This is a genomic window from Kribbella sp. NPDC004138 (genome assembly GCF_053603655.1).
The window spans coordinates 257970-272867 of sequence record NZ_JBSGFZ010000005.1 but is presented as its reverse complement, the minus strand read 5'-3'; the positions used below and the strand labels follow the sequence as shown (position 1 = coordinate 272867).

12 protein-coding genes and 1 riboswitch are annotated in these 14898 nt (G+C 70.1%); of the genes, 7 read left to right on the top strand and 5 right to left on the bottom strand.

Annotated elements, in window-relative coordinates; translation table 11 throughout:
* Window positions 1–45: 45 nt before the first annotated feature.
* Entirely contained in the window at window positions 46–2148 is a 2103-nt protein-coding gene (gene uvrB, locus ACWEOO_RS09160; RefSeq protein WP_359929683.1) for an excinuclease ABC subunit UvrB, read from the top strand.
* A gap of 39 nt (window positions 2149–2187) precedes the next feature.
* Here the strand turns inward: uvrB and ACWEOO_RS09155 are convergent, their stop codons facing one another.
* Window positions 2188–3096: a nitrilase-related carbon-nitrogen hydrolase gene (locus ACWEOO_RS09155; protein WP_452142539.1), complete on the bottom strand. Its 909-nt coding sequence runs from the start codon at window positions 3094–3096 to the stop codon at window positions 2188–2190.
* 63 nt (window positions 3097–3159) lie between these two features.
* Between ACWEOO_RS09155 and ACWEOO_RS09150 the strand changes: the two genes are divergently transcribed.
* Together ACWEOO_RS09150 and ACWEOO_RS09145 are read left to right on the top strand one after the other, a co-directional pair.
* Window positions 3160–3516, top strand: a complete 357-nt coding sequence (locus ACWEOO_RS09150) for an MmcQ/YjbR family DNA-binding protein (protein ID WP_452142538.1) — start codon at window positions 3160–3162, stop codon at window positions 3514–3516.
* 278 nt (window positions 3517–3794) lie between these two features.
* The gene (locus ACWEOO_RS09145; protein ID WP_452142537.1) at window positions 3795–4925 is read left to right on the top strand and encodes a TerC family protein; all 1131 of its coding nucleotides are present in this window, start codon (window positions 3795–3797) and stop codon (window positions 4923–4925) included.
* A gap of 53 nt (window positions 4926–4978) precedes the next feature.
* Here ACWEOO_RS09145 and ACWEOO_RS09140 read toward each other — a convergent pair whose 3' ends face one another.
* Genes ACWEOO_RS09140 through ACWEOO_RS09130 form a run of 3 tightly spaced genes read right to left on the bottom strand, consistent with a single transcriptional unit; the run spans window position 4979 to window position 7730 of the window.
* The gene (locus ACWEOO_RS09140) at window positions 4979–5845 is read right to left on the bottom strand and encodes a C40 family peptidase (RefSeq protein WP_452142536.1); all 867 of its coding nucleotides are present in this window, start codon (window positions 5843–5845) and stop codon (window positions 4979–4981) included.
* A complete protein-coding gene (locus tag ACWEOO_RS09135; protein WP_452142535.1) occupies window positions 5842–6906 on the bottom strand; it encodes a mandelate racemase/muconate lactonizing enzyme family protein in 1065 nt (354 codons plus the stop codon). The genes ACWEOO_RS09140 and ACWEOO_RS09135 overlap by 4 nt, the downstream gene beginning before the upstream one ends.
* Entirely contained in the window at window positions 6903–7730 is an 828-nt protein-coding gene (locus ACWEOO_RS09130) for a serine hydrolase (protein ID WP_452142534.1), read from the bottom strand. The genes ACWEOO_RS09135 and ACWEOO_RS09130 overlap by 4 nt, the downstream gene beginning before the upstream one ends.
* A 241-nt stretch (window positions 7731–7971) precedes the next feature.
* On the opposite strand from ACWEOO_RS09130, the gene ACWEOO_RS09125 reads away from it, so the two are divergent.
* The 3 genes from ACWEOO_RS09125 to ACWEOO_RS09115 are packed head-to-tail and all read left to right on the top strand — an operon-like array spanning window position 7972 to window position 10546.
* Window positions 7972–8916, top strand: coding sequence for a cobalamin biosynthesis protein (locus tag ACWEOO_RS09125; protein WP_452142533.1), 945 nt, complete (start codon window positions 7972–7974; stop codon window positions 8914–8916).
* Window positions 8907–9587, top strand: coding sequence for a histidine phosphatase family protein (locus ACWEOO_RS09120; RefSeq protein WP_452142532.1), 681 nt, complete (start codon window positions 8907–8909; stop codon window positions 9585–9587). The genes ACWEOO_RS09125 and ACWEOO_RS09120 overlap by 10 nt, the downstream gene beginning before the upstream one ends.
* Window positions 9578–10546, top strand: a complete 969-nt coding sequence (locus tag ACWEOO_RS09115; protein WP_452142531.1) for a DUF3500 domain-containing protein — start codon at window positions 9578–9580, stop codon at window positions 10544–10546. The genes ACWEOO_RS09120 and ACWEOO_RS09115 overlap by 10 nt, the downstream gene beginning before the upstream one ends.
* 3 nt (window positions 10547–10549) lie before the next feature.
* Here the strand turns inward: ACWEOO_RS09115 and ACWEOO_RS09110 are convergent, their stop codons facing one another.
* On the bottom strand, window positions 10550–10975 hold the full coding sequence (locus tag ACWEOO_RS09110) for a hypothetical protein (protein WP_452142530.1): 426 nt from the start codon (window positions 10973–10975) through the stop codon (window positions 10550–10552).
* Window positions 10976–11033: 58 nt separating this feature from the next.
* Window positions 11034–11161: riboswitch (cobalamin riboswitch) on the top strand.
* A 33-nt stretch (window positions 11162–11194) separates the two neighbouring features.
* Here ACWEOO_RS09110 and cobN point away from each other — a divergent pair.
* Window positions 11195–14890 (top strand): cobaltochelatase subunit CobN, encoded by a 3696-nt coding sequence (gene cobN, locus ACWEOO_RS09105; protein ID WP_452142529.1) that lies wholly within the window; start codon window positions 11195–11197, stop codon window positions 14888–14890.
* The last annotated feature ends 8 nt before the right edge of the window (window positions 14891–14898 follow it).

Below are 14898 nucleotides of genomic sequence, written 5' to 3'. Positions count from 1 at the left end.
CTGGGGTTTTTAGAAACTGTCGGCGGGCGGCCGTACGGTGGAGGCATGAGACAGGTCTCGGATCTCCAGCGGATGGTCGCCCCGCTGAAAGTGGTGTCGGACTTCGACCCGGCGGGTGACCAGCCCGCGGCGATCGCGGACCTCGAGCGACGTGTCAACGCCGGCGAGCAGGACGTCGTCCTGCTCGGCGCGACCGGCACGGGCAAGACCGCGACCATCGCCTGGCTGGCGGAGCGGATCCAGCGCCCGATGCTGATCCTGCAGCCGAACAAGACCCTCGCCGCCCAGTTCGCGAACGAGCTGCGCCAGTTCTTCCCCGACAACGCCGTCGAGTACTTCGTGTCGTACTACGACTACTACCAGCCCGAGGCGTATGTCCCGCAGACGGACACCTACATCGAGAAGGACTCCTCGATCAACGAGGAGGTCGAGCGGCTGCGGCACTCGGCGACCTGGTCGCTGCTCACCCGCCGCGACGTGATCGTGGTCGCGACCGTCTCCTGCATCTACGGCCTGGGCTCCGCCGACGAGTACCTGAACCGGATGATCCACGTGAAGGTCGGCACCGAGATGGACCGCGACGGCCTGCTCCGCAAGCTCGTCGGCGTGCAGTACGCCCGCAACGACCTGGCCGGCACTCGCGGCACGTTCCGGGTCCGCGGCGACACGCTCGAGGTGTTCCCGGTCTACCAGGAGCTCGCCGTCCGGGTGGAGTTCTTCGGCGACGAGATCGAGCGGGTGATGACGCTGCACCCGCTGACCGGCGAGGTGCTGTCCGAGGAGGACGAGGTCTACATCGGCGCCGCCACGCACTACGTGACCGCGCCGGAGAAGATGGAGCGCGCGATCACCTCGATCGAGGCCGAGCTCGCGGAGCGGCTGACCGAGCTCGAGCGCAACGGGCAGCTGCTGGAGGCGCAGCGGCTGCGGATGCGCACGACGTACGACATCGAGATGATGCGGCAGATCGGCACCTGCTCCGGGATCGAGAACTACTCGCGGCACACCGACGGCCGGGAGCCGGGGTCGGCGCCGCACTGCCTGCTGGACTACTTCCCGGAGGACTTCGTCCTCGTCATCGACGAGTCGCACGTGACCGTCCCGCAGATCGGCGGGATGTACGAGGGCGACATGTCGCGCAAGCGGACGCTCGTCGAGCATGGGTTCCGGCTGCCGTCGGCGATGGACAACCGGCCGCTGCGCTGGGAGGAGTTCCTGGAGCGGATCGGCCAGACCGTCTACCTGTCCGCCACCCCGGGGCAGTACGAGCAGGACAAGTCCGACGGGTTCGTCGAGCAGATCATCCGGCCGACCGGTCTGGTCGACCCCGAGGTGATCGTGAAGCCGACCAAGGGTCAGATCGACGACCTGATCCACGAGATCCGGGTCCGGGTCGAGCGCAACGAGCGGGTGCTGGTCACGACGCTGACCAAGAAGATGTCCGAGGACCTGACCGACTACCTGCTGGAGATGGGCATCCGGACCAGGTATCTGCACAGCGAGGTCGACACGCTCCGCCGGGTCGAGCTGCTGCGGGAGCTGCGGATGGGCGAGTTCGACGTGCTCGTCGGCATCAACCTGCTCCGGGAGGGCCTCGACCTGCCCGAGGTGTCGCTGGTCGCGATCCTGGACGCGGACAAGGAAGGTTTCCTGCGGTCGGGCCGGTCGCTGATCCAGACCATCGGACGGGCCGCGCGGAACGTGTCCGGCCAGGTGTTCATGTATGCGGACAAGATCACGCCGTCGATGGAGCTGGCGATCGACGAGACCAACCGGCGGCGCGCGAAGCAGATCGCGTACAACGAGGAGCACGGCGTCGACCCACAGCCGCTGCGGAAGAAGATCGCCGACATCACCGACATGCTGGCCCGCGAGGACGCGGACACCGCCGAGCTGCTCGGCTCCGGCCGCACCCAGTCGCGCGGCAAGGCGCCGGTCCCGGGCGGCGGGAAGAAGGCAGGGGAGAAGGCGAAGGAGCTGGCCGGCGGCCTGCCGTCGTCGGACCTGGCCGACCTGATCCAGCAGCTCACCGACCAGATGCACAACGCCGCGGCCGAGCTGCAGTTCGAGGTAGCCGCCCGGTTCCGCGACGAGATCTCCGAGCTGAAGAAGGAGCTCCGCCAGATGACGAACGCCGGCGCGAAGTAGCGCCGGCGGTCGGTACGATGCGGGGCGCCGGGGCCTGCCTCAGCTCCGGCGTACGACGGTTCGGTGCGGCGATTCGTCGACGGTCAGCGTGAAGACGTCCGGCCGGGAGTAGTGCCCGACCGAGTCGAAGTCGAAGTACCCGCGGTCGAGCTCGGCGAGGTCGAGCTCCGCGAGCAGGACACCCTCGCCGGTGCGCAACGGACCGGCGAGGATCTCGCCCAGCGGCGAGATGATCGTGCTGCCGCCGTTGATCAGCACGGTCTCGTCGCCGGTGTGGCCGGCGTCGTTGCGGGTGAAGTACTGGTTCGCGCTGATCACGAAGCAGCGGCCCTCGAGCGCGATGTGCCGCATCGTCGCCTGCCACTGTTCGCGGTCGTCGACGGTCGGCGCGCACCACAGCTGCACGCCCTTCGCGTACATGGTCTGCCGGAACAGCGGCATGTAGTTCTCCCAGCAGATCGCGGCGCCCAGCACCCCGAAGTCCGTCCGGACCGCGGGCATCGTCGACCCGTCGCCCTGACCCCACAGGTACCGCTCGGCCGCGGTCGGCATCAGCTTGCGATGGTGGGCGACCAGCCCGGCGCCCGGATCGACGAACACCGCCGTGCAGTACAGCGTCCCGCCGTCGCGCTCGATCACCCCGGCGACGAGCTGAACGCCGACCTCGGCCGCGATCTCGGCCAGCCGCGCGACCTCCGGCCCGTCCAGCTCGACCGCGGCCTCCCGGTACCGCCGGAACAGCTCCCGGCCTTCCGGCGACCGCGACCCGACCGTGATGCCGAAGTCGAACCCCTTCGGATAGCCGCCGAGAAAAGCCTCCGGCAACACCACTAACCGCGCCCCGTCCGCCGCCGCCTCGCGGATCCACCGCTCCGCCTTCACGAGCGTCGCGGCCGTGTCGAACAGCACGGACCCAGCCTGCACCGCGGCCACCACAACAGAACCCATGCCGAGCAGCCTAGTTCCGTCCGGCCCGTCGTCCAGCCTCCTCCGCGGGTCTAGTCTCCCGCTATGAAGCGGCTGGGCGATGGAGAGTTGCTCGGGTACTGCCTGAAGAAGCCCGGGGCGTGGCAGGACGAGCCGTGGGACGGGGACGTGGTCGCGAAGGTCGGGCCGAAGATCTTCGCGTTCCTCGGAGGTGGAAGCGTCGGGCTGAAGTGCGGGGCGAACCGCGACGAGGCCGACGAGCTGGTGAACGCCTACCCGGACGACGTCGGCACGATGGCCTACATCGGCCGCTCCGGGTGGAACACCGTGCGGCTCGGCGGGGCGGTGCCGGACGACGAGATCCTGGAGCTGGTCGACGCGTCGTACGAGACGGTGGTGGCGAAGCTGCCCAAGCGGCAACGCCCGCCGGCGGGGAATTGATCGGCGGCCAATAGATCACGGGCTGCAACTATTCCCTGACCCGCCTGTGATCATTTCGACAGGCGGACACGGCGTCCTGGATTTGGAGTCTTGGACTTCCAGCCGTCAGAATGGTTCCGGAGAAGGGGAGTATTCCTTTCGCGGCGGCATCGTCATCACGGTCAGGGTTCGTCCCCGACCCGGTGCCTCCGGCGCTACGCCGGCTCGTGGACGATCACTCGGCGTGACGCGGAAGAGACCTTCGGAGTCGGTTTGTCGTCTGAGCTCCGGAGGATTCTGTGCACGTTGCTGACTATGTCTGGTACATCACCGTCGGCCTGCTGCTGGCGTTGCTGGCGTTCGACGTCTTCGTGATCGGCCGCCGGCCGCACGAGCCGAGCACCCGCGAATCGGCCACGGCGATCGCGTTCTACATCGGCCTCGCGGTGATCTTCGGCCTCGGGGTGTGGTACTTCTCCGGCGGGCGGTACGCCGGGGAGTTCTTCGCCGGCTGGCTCACCGAGTACAGCCTCAGCGTCGACAACCTGTTCATCTTCTTGATCATCATGGCCAGGTTCGGGGTCCCGAGGAAGTTCCAGCAGACCGCGTTGCTGGTCGGCATCATCCTGGCGCTGGTGTTCCGCGGCATCTTCATCGCGGTCGGCGCGGCGGCGATCAACCAGTTCTCGTGGATCTTCTACCTGTTCGGCGCGTTCCTGGTCTACACGGCGATCCACCTCGCCAAGCAGGGCGAGAACGATGACGACGACTACAAGGAGAACGCGGTCATCCGGTTCGCCAAGCGCCGGCTGAACGCGACCGACGAGTACAACGGCGTCAAGCTGACCGTGAAGAAGAACGGCAAGCGGCTCGTCACCCCGATGGCGATCGTGATCATCGCGCTCGGCACCACCGACCTGCTGTTCGCGCTCGACTCGATCCCGGCGATCTACGGCCTGACCCAGGAGCCGTTCCTGGTCTTCACCGCGAACGTCTTCGCGCTGATGGGCCTGCGGCAGCTGTATTTCCTGCTCGGTGACCTGCTCCGCCGCCTCGTTTACCTGTCGCTCGGCCTCTCGGTGGTGCTCGCGTTCATCGGCGTGAAGCTGGTGCTGCACGCGATGCACGTCAACGAGCTGCCGTTCATCAACGGCGGTCACCACATCGAGTGGGCGCCGGAGATCCCGATCTGGGTCTCGCTCGGCTTCATCATCATCACGCTCGGCATCACGACGATCGCCAGCCTGCACAAGTCCCGCACGCTGCAGTCGGCGGAAGAGCCGACCGCCGCGGAGACGGCCACCGGCACGACCGAGACGGGGGCTGCCGAGGCGAACGGCCAGACCCGGTCGGTCGACCAGGGCGAGCGGCCCCAGGACGCCGAGCAGGCCGACGAGTCGGCACCAGAGCTGCATCACAAGAACTCCTGACACCAAGCGAATCGCCCCGGACCGCGTCGGCGGTCCGGGGCGATCTGCTGTGTTCAGAAGCGGGCGGCCGTGACCAGCGTGGCGCGGCGGTCGTCGGAGAGCGCCTCGTTCTCCAGGCGCTTGCCGGTCTCGGACGCGTGCAGCATCCCGGTCGCGGACACGAACCCGACGTGGTGCACCCGCTTCCCGTCCCGCGCGAAGAAGTAGAGGTCACCCGGCCGCGCCTCGTCGATCGGGATGTTCGGCAGCGTGTCCGCCTGGTCGTGGGCGTCGCGCGGCGTCCGCAGACCGAGCACCCGGCTGACCGTGTGGATCAGCCCCGAGCAGTCCAGCCCGTACGCCGACGTACCGCCCCAGAGGTACTCCAGTCCGAGGAACTGCTCGCCGAGTCGCAGCCGGTCGTCGGCGGTGGACGGCTCGGACACGGACCGCAGGGCAGCGTCCGCCAGCCAGCCGGACCCGCCGTCGGGCGTCGCCACCCGCGTGTGCCCGTCGGCGTGCTCGTCGGAGGCGAGCACCGTGCCGAACGACAGCTCGGCGACCGGGCGGCCGCCGGGCTCGGCGAGCAGCGACGCCGTCGGTACGGCGATCACGACCGGGTCGTTGGCGCTCTGCGGCAGTTCGCCCAGGTGGCTCGACGGAACCCAGCCTGGGTACCCGAGCTCGTCCTCGGACGACGGCTGCCAGGGCGCCAGGATCTCGGACCAGCCGTTGCGCTCCGAGCGCACCAGGACGGGCTCGGCGAACAGCAGCTGGGTCAGGGTCCGGCCGTGCAGGCCGAGCCGGGTCTCGGTGTCCATCGACCGCGCCCAGGCGGCGGCGTCGGGTTGTGCGGCGGTTGCCGGGGCGTCGATGTCGCGCGGCGCGTCCGGCGAGGTCCAGACCGTGCTGACCGGAACCTTGGTGGCGGCTAACTTCATGCGGTCAACCCTGTCACGCCGAGTCCGGGAGCCGACGGCAGGTGGATCAGCGAGCCGTCGTACCGGATCCCGCCGGTCACCGGCGGTTCGCGCAGCCACCAGGCAGCGTCCAGGTCGTTGACCGCCGTCGTCGGGTACGCCGACACCAGCGCGGCCGCCGCGCCGACGCCGACGTGGCTCTCCATCATGCAGCCGACGATCGCGCCGAGCCCGTGTTCGCGGGCGAGCTCGAGCAGCGTCCGCGCCGGCGCCAGCCCGCCGCATTTCGCGAGCTTGACGTTCACCAGGTCGGCCGCGCCCTGGCGGATCACGGCGACCAGGTCGCGGACGCCGTATACGGACTCGTCGGCGAGGATCGGCGTACTGACCCGGTCGGTCACCCAGGCCATGCCGTCGAGGTCGGCCGCGGCGACCGGCTGCTCGACGAGCTCGATCGCGCACCCGGCGTCCTCCAGCGCCCGGATCACGGTGACCGCGTCGCGCCGCGTCCAGCCCTGGTTCGCGTCGAGCCGCAGCCGCGGCTCCGGGCCGATCGCCGAGCGGACCCGGCGAACGCGGTCGATGTCGCCGGCCGCGTCGGTGCCGACCTTGATCTTCAGAACGTCGAACCCGTCGGCGACCCGCGCCTTCCCGGCGTCCGCCAAGGCGTCCGCGTCGCCGACCGACAGCGTCACGTCGGTCCGGACGACGTCGGTGGTCGACCCGAGGAACCCGTGCAGCGTCTGCCCGCGCCGCCGGGCCGCGAGGTCGTGCAGCGCGACGTCGACGGCGTCCTTCGCACCGAAGTTGCCGACCGCGGCACGCTGCACGCGACGCAGCGCCTCGGTGAGGTCGTCGGGGCCGAGGCCGTCGAGCGCGGTGCTGATCGGGCCCTCGATGCAGGCCTGGGAGCCGGCGAGCGAGTCGCCGGTCACCTTCCAGACCTGGGGCGCCTCGCCCCAGCCGCTGAGTTCGCCGTCGCTGATCTCGACCAGCAGCGACTCGACGTGGGTGGCCGTCCGCAGGGCCGTGACGAACGGCGTGTGCAGCGGCGCCGAGACCAGATGGGTGGTGATCTTCACCGCACTGCCTCCAGGTCGTGCCGGTGATTCCAGGCCTCGAGCGCGATCGAGGCGATCAGCTTCTGCGCCTCGCTGTCGGGCAGCTCCGACGTCGTACAGACGACCAGCACGAACGGGTCGGCGTCCTCGGGGCGGACGATGCCGCCGTCGTGCCGGATCCGGGTGTCCCAGCCGTTCTTGTGCTCGACGCGGGTGCCTTTCGGCAGCAGCGCGGGGATCTCGCCGTTCCACTGGTTGCCGGCCAGCAGCTCGCGCAGATAGTCGGCGGACTCGCCCTGCTGGTTGCCCACCGCAACGAGCACGCCGGCCATCCCGGCCGGGCTCATCAGGTTGCTGATCCCGGCCCGCGCGGCGGGGACGTCGTCGATACCGCGCTGGATCCTGGACTCGGGTGCGGGCGAGCTGGGCAGTGTCGCCGCGGCCAGCTCGGCGTGGGCGGCGGCGATCCCGACCTGTTCGAGCACGAGGTCGGTCGCGAGGTTGCTGGACCGGGTGATCATCTCGGTCGCCAGCCAGTCCAGCGGCACCTTCTTGCCGAGCTGCTCCCAGGTCTTCGGCGCCTCGTCCTCCTCCGGGTTCACCCCGAACCGGCCGCCGCCCGCGGACGCGAAGTCGTTGTGCACCGCCACCGGCTGGGAGATCGACAGCTCACCGGCGTCGACCTTGCGCAGCATCGCCATCGCCACCGGCAGCTTCATCGTGCTCGCGGAGTAGTGCGCCCGCTCCGCCTCGTGCACGAACACCGGCGTACCGTCCAGCCGGCCCAGCCAGACCCCGAACTCCCCGCTCCCGTCGACCTGCCGGAGCAGCTCCGCGATTCCCATGCCGCTCACCCAATCACAACCAAGGACCGCGCAGACGGCCGGTTCTCCACTGCAGTTGGGGGTTCTCCGCTTGTACACGGGTGAAGAACCTCCAGCACGAGCGGATAACCCCGAGCACCGGAGACCCGAAACGGTGGGCGGAGACCTGAAGTAGTAGGCGGAGACCTGTCATGCCAGGTCCCCGCTCGCCGCGTCTGGTCCCAGGTCACCACGGCCGGAGGGTGGCACGGACAATCCGGCTGTGTGCCGTGGCAGACTGCCGAGGGTGTCGCGGGCTTTGGGTCTTTTGCTGGGGTTTGCTGCTGATCGGGTGCTGGGGGATCCTCGGCGGTATCACCCGGTGGCCGGGTTTGGGCGGACTGCCGGTTGGCTGGAGCAGCAGATGTACGGCGACTCCCGGCGCCGGGGGGCCGGGTACACGGCCGTGCTCGTCGGTGCGACCGCGGCGCTGGGGGTTGCGGTTGAGCGGGCCTGCCGTCGGCATTCGGTGCTTCACACCGCGGTTACGGCCGCTGCCACCTGGGCTGTGCTGGGCGCTCGCAGTCTGGAGCGTGAGGCCGAGGCGATGGCTGAGCTGCTGGAGGAGAAGGACGTTCCAGGTGCGCGGGATCGCCTCAGCCACCTGTGTGCGCGCGACGCGACCGGCCTGGAGGCCGACGAATTGGCCCGCGCGACGGTGGAGTCGGTCGCGGAGAACACCTCCGACGCGTGCGTGGCGCCGCTGCTGTGGGGCGGGTTGCTGGGGGTACCAGGTCTGCTGGGGTATCGGGCTGTGAACACGTTGGACGCGATGGTCGGGTATCGCTCACCCAGGTACGAGGACTTCGGCTGGGCGTCGGCGCGGCTGGATGACCTCGTCAACCTGTTGCCGGCGCGGGTCTGCGCGCTGCTGACCGGGCTCGCATCCGGCCGCCCCCGCGAAACCGTCGCCGTGTGGCACCGGGACGCGCCGAAGCATCCGAGCCCGAACGCCGGGCCGGTCGAGGCGGCGTTCGCCGGAGCGCTCGGGCTCACGCTGGGCGGTACGAACAGCTACGGCAGCTACGCGGAGGACCGCGGCACGCTGGGTGACGGCCCGGCGCCGACGGTCGCCGACGTGCGCCGTACGGCGGAACTCGCGCGGCGGGTCGGGATCGCCGCCGTGTGTCTTGCGGCCGTACTCGGGAAGGGGAAGCGATGGATCTGAGCCGCCGGCCGGTGCGGATCGCGTTGATCCGGCACGGCGAGTCCGAGGCGAACCTGGACAAGACGGTCTACGAGCGGACCCCCGACCATGCGGTCCCGTTGACCCCGGTGGGCCATGAGCAGGCCGCCAAGGCGGGGCGGGAGCTGCGGGAGCTGTTCGAGAACGAGCCGGTCCGCGTGTACGTCTCGCCGTACCTGCGCGCCCGGCAGACGCTCGACTCGCTCGGGTTGGACGACCTGATCGAGCTGCCGCGGGAGGAGCCGCGGCTGCGGGAGCAGGACTGGGCGAACCTCCAGGACACCGAGGACATCGAGCGGCAGGAGAAGCTCCGCGACTCGTTCGGGCACTTCTTCTACCGGTTCACCCACGGTGAGTCGGGGTCGGACGTGTACGACCGGGTGTCGACGTTCCTGGAGACCATGCACCGCGACTTCGAGAGCGCGGACGCCCCGCGCAACGTGCTGCTGGTCTCGCACGGCCTGACCATGCGGCTGTTCTGTATGCGGTGGTTCCATTGGTCGGTGCGGTTCTTCGAGTCGCTGCGGAACCCGGGGAACGCCGAAACACGCGTCCTGCTGCGGCAGCCGGATTTCCGGTACAAGCTGGACCGGCCGTTCGAACAGTGGACCACCTACGAACCGACGGAACGGGAGCGATCGGCATGGTTGTAGCGCAGACGCGGGACACGGTTCTCGAGTTGCTGGCGAGCCTGACACCGGACCAGGCCGGCAAGATCCGCGCACCCTTCGACACCCCGGACCACAAGCAGTGGACGTACCTGCCGGGACCTGTGCCGGGCCTTGCCCTGACCGAGCTGACGCCGGCGCAGCAGAAACTCGTGGAGCGGCTGGTCGCGACCGGGTGCAGCGAGCGCGGTACGGCCGACGTCTGGGCGGTTCTGGACGCCGAGATCGTGGTCCGCGGGCTGCCGGACCTGCCGCCGTCGGGGGAGTGGGAAGGCGCGACCGTCGCCGACCGGTACTTCCTGCGCGTGCTCGGGGACCCGAACGGCACGGAGCCGTGGGCCTGGCGGCTGAACGGTCACCACCTGGCACTGCACGTGACGGTCGTGGACGGAGCGATCGCGTTCACACCACAGTTCCTCGGGTCGAACCCGGCCGAGGTGCTGACCGGGCCACAGGCAGGGCGGCGGTTTCTGGCCACGGAGCAGGACCTGGGCTTCCAGCTGCTGCACGCACTAGAGCCGGGACAGCTGGAGGTCGCGCTGGTCTCTCCGGACGCGCCCGACGACATCCTGACCCGGCACGACCCGGTGGCCGACGCGTCACTCCTGCACCGCGGCCTCGCGTACGGCGACATGACCGAGGACCAGCGCCAGCTCCTCAGCCTCCTCATCGGCCAGTACGTCGGCCGCGCCGCCGGGCCGATCGGCCTGCAGACCTGGCAGGACATCACCGAGCACGGCATCGAACGCCTGACGTTCGCCTGGGCCGGCGAAACCCAGCCCGGCACCGGCCACCGCCACTACTACTCGATCGCGGGTCCCACGTTCCTCGCCGAGTACGACAACACCCAGGACAACGCCAACCACATCCACTCGGTCTGGCGCGACGTCCGCAACGACTGGGGCACCGACCTCCTGGCCGCCCACTACGCGATGCACAGATAGAGCTCACCAAAGCCGGCGCTGACCTTCGGCGAGACCGAACTCCTCGAGTTCGACGTCGCGTCGAAGGCGCCGCCGACGGTACGGCGCGACGATGCTCAACACGATCCCGTCCCGGTGCTCGGCCTCCACCTGAATGCCGTCGGGCCACCCATCGCCGCCGAGCCGCACATCCGCGACCACCGCAGCCGCCATCAGATCGTCCCGCCTCGCCCGCAGACTGTCCCAGAGCAAGTCGATCGTCCGGCGTGCGTCGGCCTTCTCGCCGAGCATCTCGATCGAGATCGGCTCACCGTCTGCCGCGCTGACGGCGAACGGCAGAAAGCCGCCGCGCTTGACCAGGTGCTCAACCGCCAGTTGGACGGCGGTGTCGAACAGGTCGTCGAGCGTTTGCTGTGCCTCGGCAGAGGCAGTGTTACGCCAGGAGGTCATCGGTGGCCGCTTTCGCGAGGTGATCTGGACCGCATCCTCTCAGACCCACAGACCGAGCTGGGTCGGATAGAGTCGCGGCGTCATTCGACGGCATCTGCAGGAACCCGGTGTGAGTCCGGGACGGTCCCGCCACTGTGACCCCGCGTTCTGGGGGGAGTCAGGAACTGCCGCCGTCGTACCTCCGGTCGGGACGTGGACATCCCGGGAAGGACTGTGCGCGTGGCTGCGAATCTTCTGCTGCTTTCGACCGCTGACACCGATCTGCTGGCTGCAGCAGAGGCGGGTGCCGGCTGGAACGTCGCCAACCCGGCCAGGCTGGGGCTCACCGAACTGGGTCCGCTGCTCGGCGCCGCTGATGTGGTTGTGGTGCGGCTGCTGGGCGGGCGGCGGGCGTGGGAGGACGGGCTCGACGCTGTGCTCGCCTCGGGGAAGCCCACGGTGGTGGTCAGCGGTGAGGCCGCGCCGGACGCGGAGCTGATGTCGCTGTCGACCGTCCCGGCCGGGGCGGTCACCGAGGCGCTGGCCTACCTTCGCGAGGGTGGCGCGGACAACCTCCGCAACCTGGCCGGCTTCCTGCGGGACACGCTGCTGCTGACCGGCGACGAGTTCGAGCCGCCGCGCGCGCTCCCGGCGTACGGCGTGCGCGGGACGTACGCCGAGGACGGGCGTCCGGTGGTCGGCATCGTGTACTACCGCGCACACGAGATCTCCGGGAACACCGCCTTCGTGGACGCGCTCGCGGCCGCGGTCGACGCGGCCGGCGCCCAGCCGCTGCCCGTGTACTGCGGGACGCTCCGCGGGCTCGACCCGACGTCGCCCGACAACGCCGGGTTGTTCGAGTTGCTGCGCAAGTGCGACGTACTCGTGACGACGCTGCTCGCGGCCGGCGGATCGGTCGCGGCCGACGCGAGCGCGGGCGGCTCGGACGACGCGTGGGACGCCGGTGCGCTGGCCTCGCTCGACATTCCGTTGATCCAGGGCCTGGCGCTGACGTCGACGCGCGAGCAGTGGGTGGACAGCGATGCGGCCGTCAGCCCGCTGGACGCGGCGACGCAGGTGGCGATCCCGGAGTTCGACGGGCGGCTGATCACGATCCCGTTCTCGTTCAAGTCGTACGACGCCGACGGCCTGGCCCGGTACGCGCCGGATGCGGAGCGGTGCGCGCGGCTGGCCGGTATCGCGGTCGCGCACGCCCGGCTGCGGCACATACCCGCAGCCGAGAAGCGGATCGCGCTGGTGCTGTCGTCGTACCCGACCAAGCACGCCCGGATCGGGAACGCCGTCGGGCTGGACACGCCGGCGTCGGCGGTCGTGCTGCTCGGGCAGCTGCAAGAGGCCGGGTACGACCTGGGCGGCCTCGACGTCGGCGAGCTCGAAGGCGACGGGCTGATCCACCGGCTGATCGCGGCGGGCGGCCACGACGTCGACTGGCTGACCGACGAGCAGCTCGCCAACGCGGTCGCCAAGGTTCCGGCGTCCACGTACGCCCGCTGGTTCGGCGGCGTGCCCGAGTCGTTGCGGACGGCAATGACCGAGGCGTGGGGGGAGGCACCGGGGGAGCTGTACGTCGACACGTCCGGCGCGGAGCCCGCGATCGCGCTGGCCGCGTTGCGGTTCGGGAACGTCGTGCTGATGATCCAGCCGCCGCGCGGCTTCGGCGAGAACCCGGTGGCGATCTACCACGATCCGGACATGGCGCCGTCGCACCACTACCTCGCCGCGTACCGCTGGCTGGAGGCGCCGGCCGACCAGGGCGGGTTCGGCGCGCAGGCCGTCGTACACCTCGGGAAGCACGGCACGCTGGAATGGCTGCCGGGCAAGGGGATCGGGATGGCGGCCGGTTGTGCGCCGGACGCTGTGCTCGGGAACCTGCCGATGATCTACCCGTTCATCGTCAACGACCCCGGCGAGGGGACGCAGGCGAAGCGGCGGGCGCACGCGACGGTCGTCGACCACCTGGTGCCGCCGATGGCGCGGGCCGAGACGTACGGCGACATGGCGAAGCTGGAGTACCTGCTCGACGAGTACGCGACGGTGCAGGCGCTCGACCCGGAGAAGGTGCCGACGCTGCGGGCGCAGATCTGGACGCTGATCCAGGCGGCGCAGTTGCACCACGACCTGCACACCGCGGAGAAGCCGGAGGACGACGACTTCGACGAGTTCGTGCTGCATCTGGACGGGTATCTGTGCGAGATCAAGGACGTGCAGATCCGCGACGGGCTGCATGTGCTGGGTGGTGCGCCGGTGGGTGAGGCGCGGGTCAACCTGGTGCTCGCCGTACTGCGGGCTCGGCAGTTGTGGGGTGGGTCGTACTCGATTCCGGGGCTGCGGGCTGCTCTGGGGTCGGCTTTCGGAGTGGACGAGGCCGAGTTGCTGGCCAACCCGGGGCCGGCGGCCGACCTGACCGATCTGGCCACCCTCGCGGACCTGCCGGCGGTGACCGGGGCCGACGGGGTGGACATCCTGGAGGCTGTCGCGCGGAAGCTGGTGCTCGGGATGGAAACGCTGAGCTGGGACGCGACGAAGGTTCCGGTGGTGGTCGCCGAGGTGCTGGCCCGGGACTGTCCCGAGGTCGAGGCGTCGCTGACCTTTGCAGCGACCGAAGTTGTTCCGCGGCTCGCGCGGACGCCGGACGAGCTGGGGAACGTGCTGCGGGCGCTGGACGGGCGGTTCGTGGAGGCCGGGCCTTCGGGGTCGCCCACGCGCGGGCTCGTCAACGTGCTGCCGACCGGGCGCAACTTCTACGCGGTGGACCCGAAGGCGATCCCGAGCCGTAACGCCTGGGACGTCGGGGTCGCGCTGGCCGACTCGCTGCTGGCGCGGCACCAGGCCGAGACCGGGGAATGGCCGCGGTCCGTGGGCCTCACCGTCTGGGGTACGTCGGCGATGCGCACGCAGGGCGACGACCTCGCCGAGGTGCTCTGGCTGCTCGGCTGCCGGCCGGTCTGGGACGACGCGTCCCGTCGCGTCACGAGCTTCGAGGTGGTCGGCCTGGAGGAGCTCGGCCGGCCGCGGATCGACGTGACGATCCGGATCTCCGGCTTCTTCCGGGACGCCTTCCCGCATGTCGTCGCGCTGCTCGACGAGGCGGTCCGTACGGTCGCCGCCCTCGACGAGTCGCCGGCGGACAACTTCCTCAAGGCGCACGTGGACACCGATGTTGCGGCGGGCAACGACGTACGGCAGGCGACGGCCCGCGTGTTCGGCTCCAAGCCCGGGTCGTACGGCGCCGGCCTGCTGCCGCTCGTCGACGCCCGGAACTGGCGCACCGACGCCGAGCTGGCCGAGGTTTACGCGGTGTGGGGCGGGTACGCGTACGGCAAGGACCTGGACGGCGCCGAGGCCCGCGGCTCGATGGAGCGCGCGTACGCCCGGATCCAGGTGGCGGCGAAGAACGCGGACACCCGCGAGCACGACATCATGGACTCCGACGACTACTTCCAGTACCACGGCGGCATGGTCGCGATGGTCCGGCACCTCACCGGCGCCAACCCGAAGGCGTACGTCGGCGACTCCGCGGTCCCCGCGCAGGTGAAGACCCGGACGCTCGAGGAGGAGGCCAAGCGGGTCTTCCGGGCCCGCGTGGTGAACCCGCGGTGGATGGCCGCGATGCGGCGGCACGGGTACAAGGGCGCGTTCGAGATGGCCGCGACGGTCGACTACCTGTTCGGGTACGACGCGACCGCGGGTGTGGTCGACGACTGGATGTACGAGTCGCTGACCACGCAGTACGTCGCCGATCCGGAGATGGCCGAGTTCTTCCGGACGTCGAACCCGTGGGCGCGGCACGGCATCGCGGAGCGCCTCCTCGAGGCCGCCCAGCGCGGCCTGTGGGCGGAGCCGTCGGCGGAAGCGCTCGAGACGCTACGCAACGCAGTCCTTGAGACGGAAGGTGACATCGAGGACCGCGCCTGATTGGGTAG